The 19604-nt window shown below is 60.0% G+C and carries 23 protein-coding genes and 1 pseudogene; 16 read left to right on the top strand and 8 right to left on the bottom strand.

Annotation, left to right across the window (positions count from 1 at the left end; all coding sequences use genetic code 11):
- The first annotated feature begins 66 nt into the window (after window positions 1–66).
- The 5 genes from FW800_RS18550 to FW800_RS18530 all read left to right on the top strand — a co-directional run bounded on the left by FW800_RS18550 (window position 67) and on the right by FW800_RS18530 (window position 6905).
- Window positions 67–525, top strand: a complete 459-nt coding sequence (locus FW800_RS18550) for a (2Fe-2S)-binding protein (protein ID WP_032876571.1) — start codon at window positions 67–69, stop codon at window positions 523–525.
- Window positions 525–2759: a xanthine dehydrogenase family protein molybdopterin-binding subunit gene (locus FW800_RS18545; RefSeq protein WP_248131575.1), complete on the top strand. Its 2235-nt coding sequence runs from the start codon at window positions 525–527 to the stop codon at window positions 2757–2759. The genes FW800_RS18550 and FW800_RS18545 overlap by 1 nt, the downstream gene beginning before the upstream one ends.
- Window positions 2760–2775: 16 nt before the next feature.
- A complete protein-coding gene (locus tag FW800_RS18540) occupies window positions 2776–4116 on the top strand; it encodes a c-type cytochrome (RefSeq protein WP_446438193.1) in 1341 nt (446 codons plus the stop codon).
- A gap of 469 nt (window positions 4117–4585) precedes the next feature.
- Window positions 4586–4912 (top strand): hypothetical protein, encoded by a 327-nt coding sequence (locus tag FW800_RS18535; RefSeq protein WP_078821015.1) that lies wholly within the window; start codon window positions 4586–4588, stop codon window positions 4910–4912.
- Between the two features lie 127 nt (window positions 4913–5039).
- On the top strand, window positions 5040–6905 hold the full coding sequence (locus FW800_RS18530; RefSeq protein ID WP_078821014.1) for a D-arabinono-1,4-lactone oxidase: 1866 nt from the start codon (window positions 5040–5042) through the stop codon (window positions 6903–6905).
- Window positions 6906–6923: 18 nt separating this feature from the next.
- On the opposite strand, the gene FW800_RS18525 is transcribed toward FW800_RS18530, so the two are convergent.
- A complete protein-coding gene (locus tag FW800_RS18525) occupies window positions 6924–7073 on the bottom strand; it encodes a hypothetical protein (protein WP_179119819.1) in 150 nt (49 codons plus the stop codon).
- Between the two features lie 187 nt (window positions 7074–7260).
- Here FW800_RS18525 and FW800_RS18520 point away from each other — a divergent pair, with 187 nt between their 5' ends.
- From FW800_RS18520 to FW800_RS18495, 6 genes are all read left to right on the top strand, one after another.
- Window positions 7261–7515, top strand: coding sequence for a hypothetical protein (locus FW800_RS18520; RefSeq protein WP_446438192.1), 255 nt, complete (start codon window positions 7261–7263; stop codon window positions 7513–7515).
- Window positions 7516–7539: 24 nt separating this feature from the next.
- Window positions 7540–7818, top strand: a complete 279-nt coding sequence (locus FW800_RS18515; RefSeq protein ID WP_446438191.1) for a hypothetical protein — start codon at window positions 7540–7542, stop codon at window positions 7816–7818.
- Between the two features lie 231 nt (window positions 7819–8049).
- A complete protein-coding gene (locus FW800_RS18510; RefSeq protein WP_446438190.1) occupies window positions 8050–8814 on the top strand; it encodes an OBAP family protein in 765 nt (254 codons plus the stop codon).
- Window positions 8815–8912: 98 nt separating this feature from the next.
- Window positions 8913–9194, top strand: a complete 282-nt coding sequence (locus tag FW800_RS18505; protein ID WP_446438189.1) for a hypothetical protein — start codon at window positions 8913–8915, stop codon at window positions 9192–9194.
- 99 nt (window positions 9195–9293) lie between these two features.
- Window positions 9294–9551 carry a DUF6555 family protein gene (locus FW800_RS18500; protein WP_005787382.1) on the top strand — a complete coding sequence of 86 codons (258 nt, stop codon included), beginning with the start codon at window positions 9294–9296 and terminating at the stop codon, window positions 9549–9551.
- The gene (locus FW800_RS18495) at window positions 9548–9787 is read left to right on the top strand and encodes a hypothetical protein (RefSeq protein ID WP_005787380.1); all 240 of its coding nucleotides are present in this window, start codon (window positions 9548–9550) and stop codon (window positions 9785–9787) included. Before FW800_RS18500 ends, FW800_RS18495 begins: the two co-directional genes overlap by 4 nt.
- A gap of 684 nt (window positions 9788–10471) precedes the next feature.
- Here FW800_RS18495 and FW800_RS18490 read toward each other — a convergent pair.
- Window positions 10472–11329, bottom strand: a complete 858-nt coding sequence (locus tag FW800_RS18490) for an SDR family oxidoreductase (protein ID WP_032876588.1) — start codon at window positions 11327–11329, stop codon at window positions 10472–10474.
- Between the two features lie 241 nt (window positions 11330–11570).
- Here FW800_RS18490 and FW800_RS18485 point away from each other — a divergent pair, with 241 nt between their 5' ends.
- From FW800_RS18485 to FW800_RS18475, 3 genes and pseudogenes are all read left to right on the top strand, one after another.
- A complete protein-coding gene (locus FW800_RS18485; RefSeq protein ID WP_078821010.1) occupies window positions 11571–11816 on the top strand; it encodes a type II toxin-antitoxin system ParD family antitoxin in 246 nt (81 codons plus the stop codon).
- A gap of 9 nt (window positions 11817–11825) precedes the next feature.
- Window positions 11826–11987 (top strand): annotated as a pseudogene (locus FW800_RS18480) (type II toxin-antitoxin system RelE/ParE family toxin); the annotation flags it as partial.
- A gap of 42 nt (window positions 11988–12029) precedes the next feature.
- On the top strand, window positions 12030–12485 hold the full coding sequence (locus FW800_RS18475) for a GNAT family N-acetyltransferase (RefSeq protein WP_078821009.1): 456 nt from the start codon (window positions 12030–12032) through the stop codon (window positions 12483–12485).
- 6 nt (window positions 12486–12491) lie between these two features.
- Here FW800_RS18475 and FW800_RS18470 read toward each other — a convergent pair whose 3' ends face one another.
- Window positions 12492–12980, bottom strand: coding sequence for a DUF2938 domain-containing protein (locus FW800_RS18470; protein ID WP_078821008.1), 489 nt, complete (start codon window positions 12978–12980; stop codon window positions 12492–12494).
- Between the two features lie 81 nt (window positions 12981–13061).
- On the opposite strand from FW800_RS18470, the gene FW800_RS18465 reads away from it, so the two are divergent.
- Both FW800_RS18465 and FW800_RS18460 read left to right on the top strand, forming a co-directional pair.
- On the top strand, window positions 13062–13511 hold the full coding sequence (locus FW800_RS18465; RefSeq protein ID WP_078821007.1) for a helix-turn-helix domain-containing protein: 450 nt from the start codon (window positions 13062–13064) through the stop codon (window positions 13509–13511).
- Entirely contained in the window at window positions 13508–13957 is a 450-nt protein-coding gene (locus tag FW800_RS18460; RefSeq protein WP_078821006.1) for an N-acetyltransferase, read from the top strand. Before FW800_RS18465 ends, FW800_RS18460 begins: the two co-directional genes overlap by 4 nt.
- Here FW800_RS18460 and FW800_RS18455 read toward each other — a convergent pair.
- The 5 genes from FW800_RS18455 to FW800_RS18435 all read right to left on the bottom strand — a co-directional run bounded on the left by FW800_RS18455 (window position 13900) and on the right by FW800_RS18435 (window position 19484).
- A complete protein-coding gene (locus tag FW800_RS18455; RefSeq protein ID WP_446438188.1) occupies window positions 13900–14352 on the bottom strand; it encodes a response regulator in 453 nt (150 codons plus the stop codon). The genes FW800_RS18460 and FW800_RS18455 overlap by 58 nt on opposite strands.
- 11 nt (window positions 14353–14363) lie before the next feature.
- A complete protein-coding gene (locus tag FW800_RS18450) occupies window positions 14364–15488 on the bottom strand; it encodes a fimbrial protein (RefSeq protein WP_194440462.1) in 1125 nt (374 codons plus the stop codon).
- Window positions 15485–18082: a fimbria/pilus outer membrane usher protein gene (locus tag FW800_RS18445; RefSeq protein WP_194440461.1), complete on the bottom strand. Its 2598-nt coding sequence runs from the start codon at window positions 18080–18082 to the stop codon at window positions 15485–15487. Before FW800_RS18445 ends, FW800_RS18450 begins: the two co-directional genes overlap by 4 nt.
- Window positions 18083–18115: 33 nt before the next feature.
- Window positions 18116–18862, bottom strand: a complete 747-nt coding sequence (locus FW800_RS18440; RefSeq protein WP_446438187.1) for a fimbrial biogenesis chaperone — start codon at window positions 18860–18862, stop codon at window positions 18116–18118.
- A 73-nt stretch (window positions 18863–18935) separates the two neighbouring features.
- A complete protein-coding gene (locus FW800_RS18435; protein WP_078821002.1) occupies window positions 18936–19484 on the bottom strand; it encodes a fimbrial protein in 549 nt (182 codons plus the stop codon).
- Window positions 19485–19604: the final 120 nt, after the last annotated feature.

Raw genomic sequence — 19604 nt, 5'->3', positions numbered from 1 at the left:
CGTACAGTCGCACCGTTCCTATAAGAATTTTGCAGCACCAACCGATGATCAGCAGGTGAGCCAGCCATGGAATTACGTATTAACCAAAAGGCCTATCAAGTCGAGGCCGAGGCAGACACGCCGTTGTTGTGGGTGATCCGCGACAACCTGGGCCTGACCGGCACCAAGTACGGCTGCGGCCTGGCCCAGTGCGGCGCCTGTTCGGTGCTGGTGGACGGCAATGTGGTGCGCTCGTGCGTGACGCCGGTAGCCGGGGTGGTCGGTCGCGAGATCACCACCATCGAAGCCATCGAGGCCGACGAGGTGGGTAAACGCGTGGTCTCTGCCTGGGTCGAGCACCAGGTGGCGCAGTGCGGCTACTGCCAGTCCGGGCAAGTGATGGCGGCCACCGCGCTGCTCAAGCACACCCCCGCTCCGTCGAAAGCGCAGATCGATGCGGCAATGGTCAACCTGTGCCGCTGCGGCACTTACAACGCCATCCATGCTGCCATGGATGGCTTGGCCGCCGGGAAGGAGACCGCCTGATGAATATGTCCGAGATCCTGCCCGGCGTTAAATTGGACGAGCCGATCAACCTGTCGCGTCGGCGCTTTCTCGCCAGTACCGCCGTAGGTGCGCTGGTCATCGGCTTTGGCTTGCCCCTGGGCTCGTCGCGGGTGCAGGCCGCCACCGGCGCTGCTGAACGCGGCACCCAAGTGCCGGCGTTCCTGGAAATTCGCCCGGACGGTAGCGTGCGCCTGCTCAGCCCCTTCATGGAAGGCGGCCAGGGCACCCACACCGCCATGGCACAGATCATCGGCGAAGAGTTGGATGCCGACCCCGCCACTTTTATCGTCGAAGCGGCCCCGCCGGGTGAAGCCTACGTGGTAATGGAAAACGGCCTGCGCATCACCGGCGGCAGCATGTCGGTGCGCATGAGCTACCCGACCATGCGCCGCCTCGGCGCCCTCGCCCGCGCCATGCTGATGCAGGCCGGCGCCGAGCAACTGCGCGTGCCGCTCAGCGAGCTGACCACCCAGCCTGGCCGCGTGGTACACGCCGCTTCCGGCCGCTCCGTGGGCTACGGTGAACTGGCCGGTCGTGCCCTCGATATGCCGGTGCCCGACCCCGCTACCATCACCCTGCGCGACCCTAGCCAGTTCCGTTGGATCGGCAAGCCGGTCAAACGCCTGGATGCCTATGACAAATCCACCGGCAAGGCGCTTTACACCATCGACCTTAAACTCGACAACATGCTCCACGCCGCCGTCCAGCACGCGCCGCGCCTGGGCATGAGCGTGGGCAGCCTGCGCAACCAGGCCCAGGTCGAGGTCATGCCGGGGGTGCATTCGGTTCATACCTTGCCAGGCGCCGTGGCGGTGGTGGCCGAACGCTGGTGGCACGCCAAGCGTGCGGTGGAGGCCATCCAGGTTGAATGGCAGGAAGCCTCTGCCGACTCGACCGTACGGGCGATGCCGGCGGATTTTTCCAGCGACAAATACCTCGACTTCCTCGCCGCCCAGCAGGGCCCGGCCCGCGATGACGAAAACCAGGGCGATGTCGCCGGCGCCCTGGCTGGCGCCAAGACTCGGGTCGAAGCCACCTACCATAACCAATACCTCAACCATGCCCAGCTGGAGCCGCCTTCAGCCTTGGCGCGCTTCAACCCCGACGGCACGCTTGAGGTGTGGCTGCCCAACCAGGCGCCGGATATGTTCCGCGCCGACATTGCCAAACGCACCGGCCTCGCCACCGAGCAAATCACCCTGCACTCCCCGCTGCTGGGGGGCTTTTTTGGTCGGCATTTCCTGTATGACTCGGCTAATCCGTACCCGCAGGCCATCGCGCTGGCCAAGGCGGTCGGCCGCCCGATCAAGCTGATCTGGAGCCGTGAAGAAGAGTTCCTGCGCGATGTGTTGCGCCCGCTCGCCGTGGTGAAGTTTCGTGCCGCGCTGGACGACAAGGGCCTGCCGGTAGCCATCGAAGCGGTGAGTGCCACCGAAGGCCCTACCGAAGCCCTCAGTGGCAAACAGGGCGAGCAGATCGACCCTACCGCCCTGGAAGGCCTGTCGGGCAAGAGTTATGCGATCCCCAACAAGCGCATCGCGCAGATCTACGTCAAGGGCGCGCCCATGCTCGGCTACTGGCGTTCAGTGGGTAATTCCCTTAACGATTTTTTCTACGAATCATTCCTGGATGAGCTGGCGGACAAGGGCGGTCACGACCCTTATGAGTTGCGCCTGCACCTGCTGCGCGACAACCCGCGGCTGACCACCTTGCTGCAAGCGGTGGGCGAGCTGTCCGGTGGCTGGAAGCGTGGCCCCTACACCGCCGAAGACGGCACGCGCCGTGCACGCGGGGTGGCCATGGCTTCGCCCTTTGGCTCTCACGCGGCGGTAGTCGCCGAAGTGTCGATCGAGAACGGCCAGGTCAAGGTTCACCATATCTGGGAGGCCATCGACCCGGGCAGCATCGTCAACCCGGCGATCATTCAAGCCCAGGTCAGCGGCGCGGTAGCCTTGGGGCTGTCGCAAACGTTGCTGGAGGAAGCGGTGTACGTAGACGGTATGCCACGGGCGCGTAACTACGACCTGTATCCGATCCTGCCGCCCTCACGTATGGCGCAGGTCCACGTGAAGATCGTCGAGAGCGGCGAAAAGATGGGTGGCATCGGTGAACCGCCATTGCCCGCCGTGGCACCGGCGGTGATCAATGCGGTGGCACAGTTGACCGGCCAGCGCATCCGCAGCTTGCCGTTGAGCCGCCACACCTTCAGTTAACCCACAGGGAACGCCCATGAACAACCGCCGATTCGCAAGAACCGCAGGCTGGCTGGCGCTGCCCTGCCTGGTCGCCGCAGGCCTGCTGGCCTGGTACGTCACCCGCGAGCCCGCCTCGCCGTTTGAACAGCAACAGGCCACCAGTTTCGACCCTGCATTGGTCAGTCGCGGCGAATACGTCGCGCGGGTGAGTGACTGTGTGGCTTGCCACAGCCTGGCCGGCAAGCAGCCCTTCGCCGGTGGCCTGGAAATGGCCACGCCCCTGGGGGCGATCCACGCCACCAACATCACCCCCGACCGCGAGCATGGCATCGGCACCTACAGCCTGGCCGACTTTGATCGCGCCGTACGCCAGGGCGTGGCACCGGGCGGCCGTCGGCTGTACCCGGCCATGCCCTACCCGTCTTATGTAAAGCTCAGCGACGACGATGTGAACGCGCTGTATGCGTTTTTCATGAAGGGCGTACAACCGGCCAACCAGCCGAACATCCCCAGCGATATTCCCTGGCCACTCAATATGCGTTGGCCCATCGCCCTGTGGAACGGTGTGTTCGCGCCTACCGCCACCTATGCAGCCAAGCCCGGCCAGGACGCGCTGTGGAACCGTGGCGCCTACATCGTCCAAGGCCCCGGCCACTGCGGCAGTTGCCATACGCCGCGTGGCCTGGCCTTCAACGAGAAAGCCTTGGATGAGTCCGGCGCGCCGTTCCTCGCTGGAGCGCTGCTTGACGGCTGGTACGCACCCAGCCTGCGCCAGGACCCCAACACCGGCCTGGGCCGCTGGAGCGAAGCGCAGATCGTGCAGTTCCTCAAGACTGGGCGCAATGCCCATGCCGTGGTCTACGGCTCGATGACCGAAGCCTTCAACAACTCCACGCAGTTCATGCAGGACGAGGACCTGGCCGCTATCGCCCGCTATCTCAAATCACTGCCCGGTGACCCGCAGCGTGATGGCAGCCCCTGGCAGTATCAGGCGGTGACAGCGGGCCAGGATGTGCCCGGCGCCCACACTTATGCGACCCGCTGCGCCTCCTGCCACGGCCGCGACGGCAAAGGCCAGCCCGAATGGATGCCGCCCCTGGCCGGCGCCACGTCGGCACTGGCCAAGGAAAGCGCCTCGGCGATCAACATCACCCTCAACGGCTCGCAGCGCGTGGTGGCAGCCGGGATGCCGGACGCCTACCGCATGCCGGCGTTTCGTGAGCAGCTGTCCGATCAGGAAATCGCTGATGTGCTGAGCTACGTGCGCGGAACCTGGGGCAACAACGGTGGCGCGGTCGAGGCGAAGGCGGTGAGCAAGTTGCGCGGGCATACTGACCCTGCGAGCAGCAGCCCGATCATCCTGCATATGCGCTGAGGGAAAGCGTGCAACGCCTCGGGCCATTGACGGACCGAGGCGCTGCATTACCGAAGAGAACAGTTACCGCGACGGCTATTTCCGATATTGGGCTTATAGCTAAATAGTTTTCTACTCAGCCTGGCAGGTCATCCGCACCGCGACTAACCTCACCTCAGTATCAGAAAGGACTCAACCCTGCAGACAAGGAGGCTATCCCCGCCCAATATCATCATGATGCCCACCAACCTCGTGTTGGCACTCATAAACAACACTTTTAGTCTTATAAATGATGTAGGTCTGTGGGCGTTAAGCCGCTCACTCACTTGACAGTAATCAGTAAACAGGGCGCGAGGCGACCTGTTTGATTTCTGCGTTCACCATCGCCTCCGAGCAGTGCAATCAAGTTATGCAGTAAAAAACACTCTGTCGCCAAGAGACAGAGGTCAAACGTGCTCATCTCACATCATTGCTATAGCCGGAGATAACTATGAGACAAGTTCAAAAAATCACCGTCAATAACAAAGGCGGCTACGTATTTAACTTTAAAGTCCAATGGCTCCAGAGCGACGGCAAGTGGTATACGTCGCAATGGGGCAGCGGTGACTACCCGGTGGCGCAATCTCGGACTACACCGAATCTGGAAACGATCGGCGTACCCTCCGACGCGCTGGCTGTCACGGTATATGGGCATGCACTGGCTGGGTCATCAGGTCAAGGCACGCCGTTTGTGGGGTTTGCCGCCAACGGCCAGATAGCAACTTATGATGCAGTAGGAACAACCCTCATTGGTTTTGCAATTAACTTGATCGAATAAAACAAGCTCTTTACGACGGAATACCCGGAACCAACTTTTCGTGACTTGCCGTTAGAAGTTGGCGCCGGCTTCCCCGATTGCACATTCAACCCGTCTGACGTTAAAAATCACGTAACAGGAAACCAAAATGAAACAAGTCGAGCGCATTGGTTGCCTTAATAACGGCCTTTTTGTCATGAACTTCTCAATCCAGTGGCTGGATTCGACAGGCCAATGGCATACCTCCGAATGGAACAGTGGCAACTTCGAAAATGGTTTGTACAAGGTCAGCCCTTCACTTGCATTGCTCGGTATTCCCGCGGATGCAATTGGCGTCGCACCTTATGTGTCCGCCGTCGCTGGCATCCAGAATCAAGGAGAACCTTTAGTCCAGCCGGCCAACAACGGCAGGCTGGCCGCCTATGAAGTAACGGGCACGACCCTGAGTTTCAGGGTTCAGCCGCTACCGTGGAAAAACTGGGCTCAGAACATCGTCGACACCCTGGAAATCGATGGTCAATACTACTTCTCCCCAACCCACCTCGCAGAGCTTCAAGACATCGTTCGCCAGGCCGGCGTGGCAGGCGCGACAGTACGCGTATCGGGCCAACGACATGCACAGCCGGCCTTGGTTGCCGAAGACAATCGCATCGCCCCAAACCCCCTCCGCTGGCTCATCGACCTGTCCTGTTATGCAGACTTGGGTGCCCACGGGGATCAGTCGATTGTGCTCAACGCCAGGGAAAATACGATCACCGTGAACACTGGCGTTCGCGAGGATGAGCTGGATGCCTTCCTCACCGCCCATGACATGATGCTACAGACCGCGACCGCCGGCGGCTTCTTCAGCCTTGGCGGGATGACCGCCGTCGATGTCCATGGCGCCACCATCAGTGCACCGATTTTTGCGGAAACCGCCTCGGCGTTCACCCTCATGGGGCCGGACGGTCAAGTGCGTACCATTGATGCTCAGACGCCTGCAGTCGATGGATGGTCGCCTCTACAGTTCACACGCGTCTCTCTGGGTGCACTGGGAATCGTCACAGCCGTCACCCTTGAAGTGTTGCCACGTCCGTGGGCCACGACACTGAACTCAGGCAAAGAAAAGAACATTGTCTGTGACAACGAGCAAGCATTCATCGCCAGGTTCAAAGCGCTGCTCACAGATCATGACCGCGTCGAGTCCTTTCTTAACCCCTACACCGACAACTTCCTGGCCTTGTGGTGGGACGTGGTTGCAGCTCCTGCGACACAGATCCCGAACCTGAAAAAAAACGTGCCCAATGCGTGCGCCCTCGCGGGAGAAAACGTGTTCGGCTCGCCCTATCTGATACCGTTTGAACCTATCGTCGAGCCTCCCCTTATCGCCGCTCAGTATGGCGGTAACACAACAATCGCAAGTGCGATCATTGATGCAGGGTTCCTCACGATCGAAACGCTCTTCGATGAAGCCGCGTCGGTCTACTCTGACTTGTGGCTGACCAAGGCATCGCGCGTCATTTTCATGTCTTACTTTATCGAGCTACCGGCGCTGGATGACAGTGGCCTGAGTAAAGCCTGGCAAGGGCTCGATGCGGTTAAAACACGTATCAAGGGCTCCTCCGACTTCCTGGTCGTTGCCCCGCTGGAGTTCCGCTTTGTCCGTGGCGGCGACACGGCCTTGGCCGGGACGTACACGCAAACCCCCAATGCCACTTTTGTAAACCTTGACCTTATCGGGTACGTGCCTGCCGTCGCAGCATCTGACTACCCGGGTCGCCTGCTGGACTTTTTTGCAGAGATCGAAAGAGCCTGGGTTGACCTGGGAGGGATGCCCCACACCGGCAAAATGTTCGGCTTCTATGATCCCGACCAACCCTCACAGACGTCCTCTGCCCCGTTCAATCCGGCCTTCTTGAAGAACCTCGCACAGCGCCGAAGTGAGAGAACCGACGCCTTCAACGCTTTTCGCAAGGTATGCGACCCGCAGGGAGTCTTTCACAACACTTTCGTTTCGACGCTGCTGGGAGATTAAACAATCTCAGGTGCTCTTTTACTTGCTTTGGTCCGCCTTGCCTTCCTGCATCTGTACGGAAGACTTGCTGCCGCTGGTATTGTCTTTGGTGGTGTTATCGGAACTGTCGAAACAGCCGTGGAGCATGAATGCACTGCAAAGGCCCAGGCACATATAGAGCTTCTTCATGAGGTTTCACCTTTAACGGATGGATAAGGCTAAGCGTCAGCCATATCAAATATGGCTGACGCAGGAGGTATGGGTTCAAAAAATAGAGGGAGGCCCTGACGAGTGGCTTGCCATCAACTCGCTAGCCTTTACGCACGACCAATTTGAGCTACCCTTGATCCGTTAAGGCCTGCTATCCGGTGACCCCATGGACACGTTGACCAAAGCGCAAATCCAGCGCGCGCTTGCGAGGCGGCTGTGCAACTGCCGTGTCTCCTGCACGATCAATCCGGATAACAGCCTGTCGGTGACGGTGCTCGCGCCCGATGCCAACCAGTTCACCATCGCCAACATCAACCGTGCCCAGTATCACGGCGAGCCAGGGATCAATCGGCTCGTTCGGGAAATCCTGGAAGACATGGTGGTTTCGCGACAATCGTCGCGCCTCTCCTGCGTGGAGTAAACGCAAAACACAACGAGGCTTGCCATGCACGCTGGTGCTGCTCCCCCCTTGCAACGCGTCAAAATCGACTACCTTCAAGACACGCTGCTCGGCGTGAATCCCCTGTCTTGCGAGTGCATGGCGAAGGTTATGGAAGCGGGTGCGGGCGTGTCGCTGCAAATCCTGCCGCCGTGGCCGGAACAACTATTGAAGGCCCATACGGTTCAGATCAAAACCGAAGGCCGCACCTATCAAGGCGTTGTCGTTGATGCCGGCAAGAACAACGCCAATGAACTGCTGGTGACCATCAAACTCCAGGGCTAGGGTCTCGCTACAGATGGTCCCGGCCGGAATGCCGTCCTTGCCGTCAGGCACCAGTAAACCGGTGTGGCGACTGCTATTTGCGCCGAACTGCACGCTTGTGAAAAAGGACCCGGTACGCTGAACGCTTGTTCCACAAATCGTCGCAAACCATGCGCCCCCCTATCCGGTTGAACACCCTCCTCGGCAGGCTTTCTAGATGTTCTCGACAACTGCCCATGGAGGGAATCCCCGATGAACATTCACCGCCTGCAACCTGCACTGCCATCGCTGTGCCTGGCAATTTGCGTCGCCTCGTTGACAGCGTGCGCGGGCAACGACTCAGCCTCAAACGTGGTGGCGCCGGGTGATGCCAAATCGCCAGTCACGCGAGCACTCGATACCGGTGCCGCCCTGCTCCAGTCACGTCCGCCCATCGACGCGCTCAATGCCTACCTGGACGGCTTTCACTTCTACAACGGCCACCCCGACGTGCAGATGGAAGCGCACCACTACTGCGCCATCCTCAATGAGGAGGTGATCCAGTGTGTGATTTACGACGGCAACCGCAAGGACGCCAAGTTGATGGGCGTGGAATACATCATCAGCGAGCAGTTGTTCAACAGCCTGCCGGCACCGGAGAAAGCCTTGTGGCACAGCCATGTGCATGAGGTGAAGTCCGGCCAGCTGGTCGCGCCTGGCATTCCCGCGGTGGCCGAGCACGCGCTGATGGAAAAGCTGGTGCACACCTACGGCAAGACCTGGCACACCTGGCATACCGACCTGCACAAGCGCCTGCCATTGGGTGTGCCTCAACTGATGATGGGGTTTACCGCTGACGGCCAGGCTGATCCAAGGATGGTCGCCGAGCGCGATCAACGCCTGGGTATCGACAGCACCGAGAAGAAGCACTCTCGCGCCGATATAGCCCCACCGGCCATTGCACCCGGGGCGGATGCCTGGCGCCACGGCACGATCATCCAGATCGACGACCCTACCGCAACGCCCCACAGGCACTGACAGCGCCGCCGGGTCATCTGGATTGAACAATCATTGACCCGCGCTTGCCACACAAGAACACGGCTGCATCCGCCGCCCTTTGCATGAGGTATTGCAACATGTATTACGATTATCAAGGCTCCGCCAGCATCATCACGGCTTCGCGTCACCTCGGAACCCAAGCAGATGAACGCCTCAACGAACACGTTGACGTAAATCTGACAGGTAGCGGTAAACCTACCCTGATTCGCCTGGTCTTTGACACTCCACTGGAGTGGCCCGGCCATCCCAATTTCGTCATGGTGAACTTGCCAGACGGTACCTCCGTCGGCGGTGTAATCGCCCAGATAGAGCGGCCCGCTGACAAAGCCGGGTGGGTAGAATTTACCGTGGATGACTGACTGCCGCAGCGCTGACAGCCCCCCATCGAATTGCCCGACAAGTTCTTTGAATTTTTTTTGACGTCAATTATCTGTAGTTCATGAGCATAGGGAGGCCTCATGAAAACCAACGAGCTATTTACCATCAAGTATCAACTTCACGGCGAGCCGAGGTCCTTTATCGTGCGTACGGCACGCATGAACAATGCTGAAGCATGGCACTGGGCCAGTTGCGATGCCGGCGTGGCGGTCATCCCCAGGTTCGGTCAAAACAACCTCAAGCGCGTGTCCAAGCCGATGGCGGAAAAATACGGCATTACCGATGTGCGCTGGTGCGGGGCGGAAGAAATTCAGTGGGCGGAGGGTGTCACACAATGAACAGTCAGGTGCTGGATTACACAATCAGTCAAAGGTGGGATGAGGAGATTGCGCAGAACACCCAGATGTTTTTCGAAGCGGATCGACTGGATGCGCAGGCGTATAACATCATCGAACACTACAGCGGCGATGCAACAACCTGGGCGCGCTTCACCGAGGCGAAGAAGCTTGCGGATGCGCAGCGGACTGCGGCTTATCGAGAGTGGATGCGTATACGGCGGGCTATGAGAACGTAGGAGCGAGCTTGCTCGCGAAAAATGTCAACGATAATGCGTAAACCTGAAGGGACGCGGCGCTTGTGAGTCTTTCGCGAGCAAGCTCGCTCCTACAAAAAAGACACGCCCCGTCCGGGGCGTGTCAGTCAACAAAGCGTGGACTGGTTTGTCGCTATCGGGGCATGGGTGTCTACACACCTTTGGTGTGACGCCGGACCTGTGGGAGGGGGGCTTGCCCCGATGGCGGCCTAAGAGCCGACCAGGATGCTGGACTTTGACCGAGTACATATCCGTTATTTGAGTCACGGCTGCTATTGGTTCCGCTTTTACAGCGGGTCACTTTGGAAAAGAGCCCCAAAGTAACCAAAGGGCTCTTGCCCCACCACTCGGCACCTCGCTTAGGCTCGGTGTGCCCGTAATCCGCCATGGATTTGGGGGGCCGCCGCCACGCGCCATCCATGGCGCGGGGCGGCTAAACCGGCATCCCTGCCGGTTTACCCCCCAAATCCCTGTCGAATTCCGGCCAGCGTGGTTTAACGGGGCGCCTCAGATCAAAAGCAGATCAAGAGCAAGATCAAGAGCGACTCGCTTCGCATCGTGGTTAGCGTCGGCAGTGGCTACAAAAGTTGTGTAGATACCCATGGCTATCGGGGGCAAGCCCCCTCCCACATTTTAGAGCTGCTTGAATCAGGGTTATGTGCCTGTTCAAAGAATCGGCTTGCCCCCCGTCACGCCATAGCGCTCGCCAGAGATGTAACTGCCTTCATCCGACGCCAGCAACACATAGATGGGCGCCACTTCCACCGGCTGGCCTGGGCGGCCCAGTGGCGTGTTGCCACCGAAATGCTTCACCGACTCCTCGGGCATGGTCGACACGATCAACGGCGTCCAGATCGGCCCCGGCGCTACGCTGTTCACCCGAATGCCACGCTCGCCCAGCATCTGCGCCAGGCCGGCGGTGAAGTTGGCAATGGCACCCTTGGTGGCCGCATAGGGCAACAGGGTCGGGTTGGGCATATCGGAATTGACCGACGAGGTGTTGATGATCGAACTGCCTTGCGCCATATGCGGCAACGCTGCCTTGCAGATGCGAAACATCGCCGTGATATTGACGTTGAAGGTTTTCACCCAATCCTCGTCGGGAATGTCCTCCAGAGACTTATAGGTCATCTGGAATGCAGCGTTATTGACCAGCACATCGATACGGCCGAATTTCTCGACGGTGTCATTGACGATCGCCGTGCACTGCGCCGCGTCGCCCAGGTCGCCGGGCAGCAACAGGCACTGGCGCCCTGCCGCTTCGACCCAGCGAGCGGTCTCCTTGGCGTCCTCATGCTCGTCCAGATACGACACCGCGACGTCCGCGCCTTCGCGAGCAAAGGCAATTGCCACCGCACGCCCGATACCGCTGTCGGCGCCGGTGATCAACGCAATCTTGTTGGCCAGGCGCCCCGAGCCTTTGTAGCTTTGCTCACCGCAATCCGGCACCGGGTCCATCTTGCGCTGGTCGCCCGGAACGGGCTGCTGCTGGGGATTGAAGGGTGGTGTTGGGTAGTGGTTCATCGGATTCCCTCCTGTGTATGGATACTGTTGCGAGGGCGTGCCGAGCGCGATAGTTCAGAGCAATTTTCATAAAATCGGATAACCGTTGCCGTGGGTTTGCGCCATTCGGGTAGGCGCATGTCCTCACGCACCGGGGACGGCTCATACCAAACACGACTTCTTTTAACCACTCATCTCGGATGCTCAATATCGCACCAGTAGTATGATAGGTTCACACAAAGATTCTTCTGGAGCCCCCATCATGGCCACTGTACGAAAAACCATCACCGTGACGGATCAACAAGATGGCTGGATAAAAGCACAAATCGAAGCAGGCCATTACACCAATGACAGCGAGTACATCCGGGACTTGATTCGTCGCGAACAAGATCGTAGCGCGCAAGTGGAGGCCATTCGCGCTGCGTTGCTTGAAGGTGAAGCCAGCGGCGAACCTCGGCGCTTTGATCCTGCGGCGTTCAAACAGAGGATGCTGGACGCCCATGGCTGAATACCGTCTTTGGCGCAATACCCTAAGACAGCTCCGGCTTGTGACCAAATCCGTAGTGGCTATCGACGGCGCAGTATTGAGCAGCACATGATTTACTTCAGGATCACTACGTATGGGATTTCAATCATTCGTATCCTCCATGACCGGATGGATACAACCCGCAAGCTATGACACCACGAACCGTCCACTCGGTAGAGTCGAATAGAGATCGAAATGGCTGACGCACAACTACCTCCCGCCACGCCCCAGTGGCTGATCCGCCAGGCCCAACCCGACGACGTACACGCCCTGGTTGAACTGGACGCCTACGCGGCTGCCCATGCCCACCGCCGCGTATTTATCCACGACGCCGTGGTTAACCAGCAATGCCTGGTGGCAGTCAGCGACCACGCGTGCGCCGGGTACCTGGTGCTCACCCACGACTTTTTCGATCACGGCTTTATTGCCCTTGTGGTGGTATCACCGACCTGCCAGCGCCAGGGTGTGGCCCTGCGCCTGCTGGCGGCGGCCGAGGCGGCCTGCAAGACGCCGAAGTTGTTCGCCTCCACCAACGCCTCCAATCGCGCGTCCCAGGCATTGATGACAAAGGCCGGATTCATACCCAGCGGGCAGATCGAGAACCTCGACGAAGACGACCCCGAGTGCGTGTACGTCAAATTCCTGCGCTGATCTGCATCAGGCCCAGGCGATCACCCACGCCGCCAGGTAAAGGCCCACACCAAACACGCCATGATTGATCAGGCTGCGCAGTCGGTTCTTGCCTGGCGTCGGCGTCCTGGACGATGCAAACCCGGCCCCCATGGCCGGCTGTATCACAAACAGCGGAACGGCCACTGTCACAACACCCCACGCCAGTGCAGGTACAAAGGTCGGCGCCAGCAACCAGGCATCGCCTTCAATCCACACCAGCACCCACGCGAACACCACTCCGGTGACGTAATGCGCGATCCAACCCAGGGCTACTTCACCTCGAACGGGAAGCGCTTGCCCAATGCTTGAATGCGCAAATCGCCCCCGGCACGCATGGCCGACCCAACGCCCAACGAACGCAAAATTCAGGGTCGGAACGCCAAGCACCTTCATCAGCAGCATCCACATATCCATCACCACGGTAGCCCCTGCCCCCAACAACACCACCTGTGCAACCCCTTCCAGCGCTGTCATACCTACCTCTTAGTCATGGACCCATTCAACCTGCGCAGGCATCATAGAAGTTGAAGTCAACTTCAAGTCAATGGTCTGTCTATGGATATCACCGAGGTCGTCAAACGCACGGGCATTGCTGCCCATACGCTGCGTTTTTATGAAAAGAAGGGGTTGATTACATCGACCAGCCCGCCCGGTGCTCGCCGTCATTTCGCAGCAGCGGTCGTTGAGCAGTTGGCGGTCATCGCCCTCGGGCGGGCGGGTGGCCTGTCGCTGGACGAGATACACGCCATGCTGTCACCCAATGGCCAGGCCAATGTGGATAGAGCGGTGCTGCTGGCCAAGGCCGACGAGATTGATGCCACGGTCAAACACCTGCAGGCGATGAGCCGGGGCTTGCGCCATGCGGCCGCCTGCCCTGCCCCCAACCACGCACAATGCCCGACTTTTCGCCGCCTACTCACCATCGCAGCAGCAGGAACCTTCAAGCGCGGCAGCGCCGGTCTCGCCAGGGTTCGGCCTGCTCACTCAAACACTGAGGCACTATGATTCGCCACTTTCAACCTGCCGACCTGGAACCCGTCCTGGATATTTGGCTGCAAGCGTCCATCCTGGCCCACCACTTTATCGCCCCCCCCTTCTGGCATGACCAACTGGGCGCCATGCGCGAGGTCTACCTGCCCAGCGCCGTGACCCGTGTGTTTGAAGCCGACGGGAAAGTGCTGGGCTTCAGTTGCGTATATGAAGACACCCTGGCGGCGCTGTTTGTCGCGCCTGAGCATCAGGGCAGTGGTATCGGTACACAATTGCTCAAGGACGCGCAGGCAGCCAGAACCTCACTTCAACTGAGCGTGTATTCGCAGAATGTTCCCAGCCTTCACTTCTACAAGAAGCACGGTTTTACCGTATTCAGAGAGCAACGGGACGAACACACAGGTCACCTTGAAACAGTGATGGGCTGGGCGCCTGATGGATTATTTGACCCACTGCCCTGATTACTCCAACCCGTATTGCACTTGACCTTTCCCATAAACGCCGCCAGCGCCTCCGGATCAGGCAACGGCGCCGCACTGATCAGCACGTTGGGCACATGGCACCACGCAAGCGCGGGCGAAGCGCGTTCGCCCTGACCATAGATCAATACATGACGAATCTGTGGGTTGTCCCTGATGAACCAGAGCAAATCGAATTTCACGCTGTGCGCCAGGGCGGCATTGATGATCAGCACATCCAGCGGCGTATCGCCGAACTCCACAGCACTGAGGACTTCATCCAGCCGGTGTATCGGCGCGATACGGTAATAGCCCAACTGGTTCAACGCCCGCTCGATTTTCAAGCGGTAGAAGTGCTGCCCATCGGCAATCAGAATACGTAGCGCTTTATTGGTCATGTCCCCACCACTCACTGATAAATGATCGTGAAGGTTGCCGACGCATTCGCCGGCCCCGGCGTAACCTTGGCCCCGGTTTGCAGGTAGCGCGCGCGCAGCGGGATGGAATAACTGCTTTCGGTACTCCTGAGGGACAGGCCCGCATTTCGGTTGCTCGCCAATGGCAGGGCAACGCCGTTGCTGGTGGCGACCTGAATGCCGACGCCAGTCGCGGCAGGCGCATTGCCGGCCGTGCTCGGGTCGAGGCTCAGAATGCCGTTGCTTGCATTGATGGCCGTCCGAGCCGGGTCGATGCGGTATTGCAGTGTGTTGTTGACGCGGGTCCCGCTGGTGCCGGTGCCGGTGGGTGAGTTACCGCTTTGTGAAATCCAGCCGGGACCGGTAGTGGAAAACATGCCGTTGAACGCCGGGCAGTCATTCAAGGCGATGGCAAAATCCGTCCAGCCCGTGCTGCTGTTAAGGCCAGTGAATTTATTGACCAGGTGTGTGCCCATGGGCACCGAGACATCCGGTGTACTGCAGGTTCGCGAAACAATCTGGATGCTGCCGGAAATGCCCATCCTGAAGCCGTTCATTCTGGCGTCGCCGAAATTGCCGAACAGACTCACAATCGGCAATGTATTGCCCACCAGCACACCCGGCGTCACCTCGCCAATCTTGATCAAGATCAGCTCAAAGTTCGAAGGCCCGTCAAACGGCACGAGGCATCGCCACCCGGGCGTACACGTGGTCCATGCCTTGGCGCTTTGCCTGGGCAGCAGGCCACCGTTGCTATTGAAAGCAACGCCCAATCCGGGAACGCTGGTTCTGTAGACCTTATTGGCATAGGTGCCAGTGGTCATATTGGCAAGGGCATAGCTGGATTCAACCGTGAGTTCGGTCCACTGTTGATACGGCGCGAAAAGGCACTCAAGCTTGACCGCCTGGCCTGTCGCCATATTGAATCTTTGACGATAGACCTCAGTGCCCACCGGCACATCACGCCCGACGGTGATCGCCGAGATCTGCAACGGCATGGAGCCAACGGCAGGCCGGACACCGTCCATGTAGGAACAGGTGACCGCCATGGCCGTGCCGGCCGAGGCCCACAAGGCCATGCCCAGCAACCCCAGTTTGATAAAAGAACCGATGTTCATAACGCTACCTTTTGCTGGGTGTTGGGCTGCACGCTGTCAGCGACCTGTTTGCCGGCCGCACACACGGCGTCCACTTGTTGCAGCTGTTGCCCATCGCCAGGGCCTGGCGGGATCGTCAGGGCGCACTGCTGCTGCGCCCGGCTGCCCCAATTGACCAGCAAGCGGCGCGTCTCGGGTTTGATCCGCGCATACAGTTGCCCGCCCTGCCCGACCACGCCCACGGTGGCCCCCTCGCCGTCGGTCACCCCCGCGCCGAACGGCAGGCTGCTGCCGTCGTCCAGGCGCACATTGAGCAACACCGCCCGGCCCTGGTTGGTGGTGTATTTGAGGTGCACGACTGCACCGGCACGCGGCGCGGTCTGCTGGCTGGTTTCGCTCAACTCAACGTCCAGGGAACTGCCGATCGGGTCGATCGCCACCTCGTTCAACTCATACGGGCGCAGGTACGGCACCACGGCGTTGCCGCTGCCGTCGAGCCTCAGGCCCGGGTAGCCGGAGACCTTCGCCCCCTCGGCGCCTGGCGCGCTGACCACGGCCATGGTTTCGCCGCGGTAAGGCGTCATGGTCACACCATCGCCATGGGCCACTACCGTACCGCTCGCGCCCACCGATGCGCTGGTATAGCCATCGCCTCGGCCCAGGGCGGCACTGAGCATGGCGCGGGCGCCGGTGTACTGGCCGTTGAGGGCGGCACTCTTGGTGTTGCTGGCGCCGTCATGACCGAAGGTGGCGCCATAGCCATATTGGCGATCCTGGCCGGCAGTGCCGCTGATACCCGCCTGCTCGCTGTAATTGCCGCGAGTGTCACGGCCCAGTTGTGCGGTGACTTGCGGCCCATAGCCCGAGCCGCCAAATTCGAGCGGCATGCTCATGGTCAGCAGAAAACTGTTTTCCATATCGCCCAGGCCCATGCGGCTGCGGTTGGCATTCACGCTGAAACTCACCCGGTTGAACTGCTTGCTGTAGCTGAGCTGGTACTGCACGTCGCTGCCCTGCTGGTTCCAGTAGTTCTGGGCATAGCCGCTGATCGACACCTGGCCCCAAGGCCCGAAGCTCTGGTCGGCGGTGAGTGACAAGCGGCTGCGCGGGCGGCCGAACTGGCTGGTGTCCCAACCGTTTTTCTCGGCATCGAGCAGCTGCACGGCATTGCTGAAATCCAGGTAGTCACGGGTGGAAAAACGGTAGGCCGCCACCGAAAAGTTACTGCCGGTGCTAAGAATGTTCTTGCTGTAGGACAGGCGCATGCTCTGCCCCTTCGCCCGACCGGCAGCCAGGTCGGTCTGGGCGTGTGTCACGTCCACCGCCAAGGCGCCGATCGGCGTGCCGAACGCCAAGCCTGTGAGGACAGCCGCGTAGTGATCGCTCGATTGCACACCGCCGAACCCGGTGAAGGTGTTGTTCAGGCCATATTGCAGCGTGCCTTGCAGCAGGCGCGTCTGCTCGTCAACGAAGTTGTTGCGGGTTTCACCGGCGGTAACGCTGAAACGTGACGTGCCAGGACGCAGCAACTGACTGACCGAGGCATAGGGCACGATAAAGTTTTGTTCGGTACCGTCCGCCTCGGCCACGCTCACGTTGAGATCGCCCCCGTAGCCGGTGGAGTACAGGTCGTCAATCACGAAGGCGCCGGGGGCGACCGTGGTTTCCAGCAGCACGTTGCCGGCCTGGCGAATGGTGACGCGCGCATTGGTGCGGGCGATGCCACGAATAACCGGCGCATACCCGCGCATGGAGTCGGGCAACATGCGGTCATCACTGGCCAACTGCACGCCGCGATAAGACAAGGTGTCGAAGATCTCGCCGCTGGTGTTGGACTCACCCACAGTCAGCTGGCTTTTCAGCGCAGTGATATCGCGTTGGGCGTAGCTGTCCAACGCCTGGTACTGGCTACCGTTGCGCGATTGCCAGCCTACCGATGCATTGTGACGCAAGCGCCAATCGCCAAGGTTGAGGCCGGCATTGAGCCCCAGGAAGGCCGAGTCATTGTTGCCACTGCGGGTGCGGTTGCGATTGGCATTGAAGTTGTAACTGAGCAGGCCTGCGGTGACGCCACGGTCCCACAGTTCAGGGCTGACATAACCCCGCGAATTTCGCTTCAAGGCCGCCTGGGGGATGCTGAGGTCGAGCGCCTGGTTCTCCGGGGAAAAGTTCGCACTGGCACCCTGGATCAAACTGCTCAATGCCGTGCAACCTGGACCGTCAAGCGCCTGGCTGGCTTCGGGCGACAGTTTGGCGATGTTCACGCCCTGGCGCTCAAGCAAACCATGGTCCATGCACACCACCGGCTTGCTGCCGTCAGGCTGGGCCTCGATACGTATGTCCTGGCGACTGTTCAACTGGCCGTTGAGCACAACGTCCGCACGGTACTGCCCAGGGGTCACCGGGTTACCGGCCTGGTATTTGCCGAGGTCGAGATTGCGTGAGTCTTCCGGCAGGAATGCATCGTTGAACTGCACCTCTTGCGCCATCGCGGCGTGTACGCCCCAGGCGCCTGGCGTGACGGCCAGTACCTTGAGTATCAAGCGGGTGAGCGGATTCAGGGCGAAGCGAGGCTGCGCCCCCAGAGGCGGCCTGGAGCGGGAAGAGGTCTGCATAAATGACTCGCGGGTAAAGACGTCAGGAATTGATCAGGGCTTGAGTGCTTTCCGAGTCGGGATCAGCGCGCCGTAATCGTTGATTGCGCTGAACTCCACCTGTGCGCCTGCGGCGGGTGGGGTTTTAAGAGTCGGCAGCGGAAATTGCCGGGTTTGACCCGGGCCCAACATGCCGTCCTCACTGCGCGCGCGCTGACCGCCGGCCACCAGGTCCAGCTCGACCAGCGATACGTGAAACGCCGACGGGTTGAACGCTTGCAGGGCAAGGCCCTGGCCATCGCGGGCCGCAACCAGTTGCCATTGCACCTGCTCGATCGCTTCGCTGGCGGTGCCTGCAAGACCGGTCGGGCGATAGAACAATTTGATCCGCGAACGGAAGGCCATTTGCAGAGTGTTCAGGTCTTCCCCAGCCTCGGGTTTAGGCGGAATTTCCAGCACGTTGAGCCAGAAAACCGACTCCTTGTCCTGGGGCAGCGCTGTCCCCGTGAATAGCACTCGCAGGCTTTGGCCCTTGGTCGGGTCGATACGCGCCACCGGAGGCGACAGCAGAAACGGCGCCTTGGAGCTGGTGGGGGTGGACTCCACACTGCCGGTGTCAATCCACGCTTGCATCAACGCGGGTTGAGTACCGTTGTTATTGAGTTTTACCGTGACTTCTTTCTGGTCCGCCGGGTAGATCACGCGGGTACCGGTGATCACTACACCTGCCAGCGCCTGGGAACACCCAAGTGCCACAAGGCTTGCCAGAAGCAATTGTTTAAATGCAAGTATGCAAGGCATGACTTAGTCCCAATGCCGCCCCGAAAACACGCCCTTTAAATAAACAACAGGGCGTGCCTTCATTACCGGCGACTTACTGATAATTGATGGAGTAAGTCACGTTGCTGATAACGGTGCCCGGCGTGGTCGCGGCCTGGGCATAGTACTGAACTGCGTATGGCAGGTCTGCGCTGAGTGAGGTGGCATCGATGTCGATACGGCTGGTGGACGCCACTTGTGCGGTGTCACCGGCTTTGATGGCCTTGCCATTGGATGCGTCGACCAATTGCAGTTGGACCTTGGTGGCACCACCGCCGATGTTCTTCAAGTTGCCGCTGGCCGGGTCAACCGAGCCGCCGGCTTCAAAGAATGCAGCCGCGGTTTTCAGCGCTGCCGAGCATTTGCTCAACTGAATGCTGAAACCGGTCTGGCCCGCCACCTGACCAGCAGAGGCCAGGGAAGCAGTGGAGATAGTCGGCAGCGTGACGGTGGTGCCTGCCGAGCCGGCCGCCCCATTCACTGCAACCTGGCAGGTCTCGGCCTTCAGTTCACCGTTGAAATTGATGGTGCCATCCGAAGCCATGGCAGCGGAGGTGGCGGTTGCGGCGACCAATGCAGCGAGGACGCGGGCTTTGTAATTCATGAGTAACTCCGAGAGAGCGATATACCAGGTAAGTGAAGAAGTTTCCGGTGCTGGATAACTTCTGTGTTGTTGCGCAGTGAAGTGTAGGGAGTCCGCGCAACACCCAATATAGGAGTGCTC

The sequence above is a fragment of the Pseudomonas sp. 910_23 genome (assembly GCF_052850795.1).
Note: the sequence above shows the minus strand (reverse complement) of the source record. Positions and strands in the feature narration are given on the sequence as shown.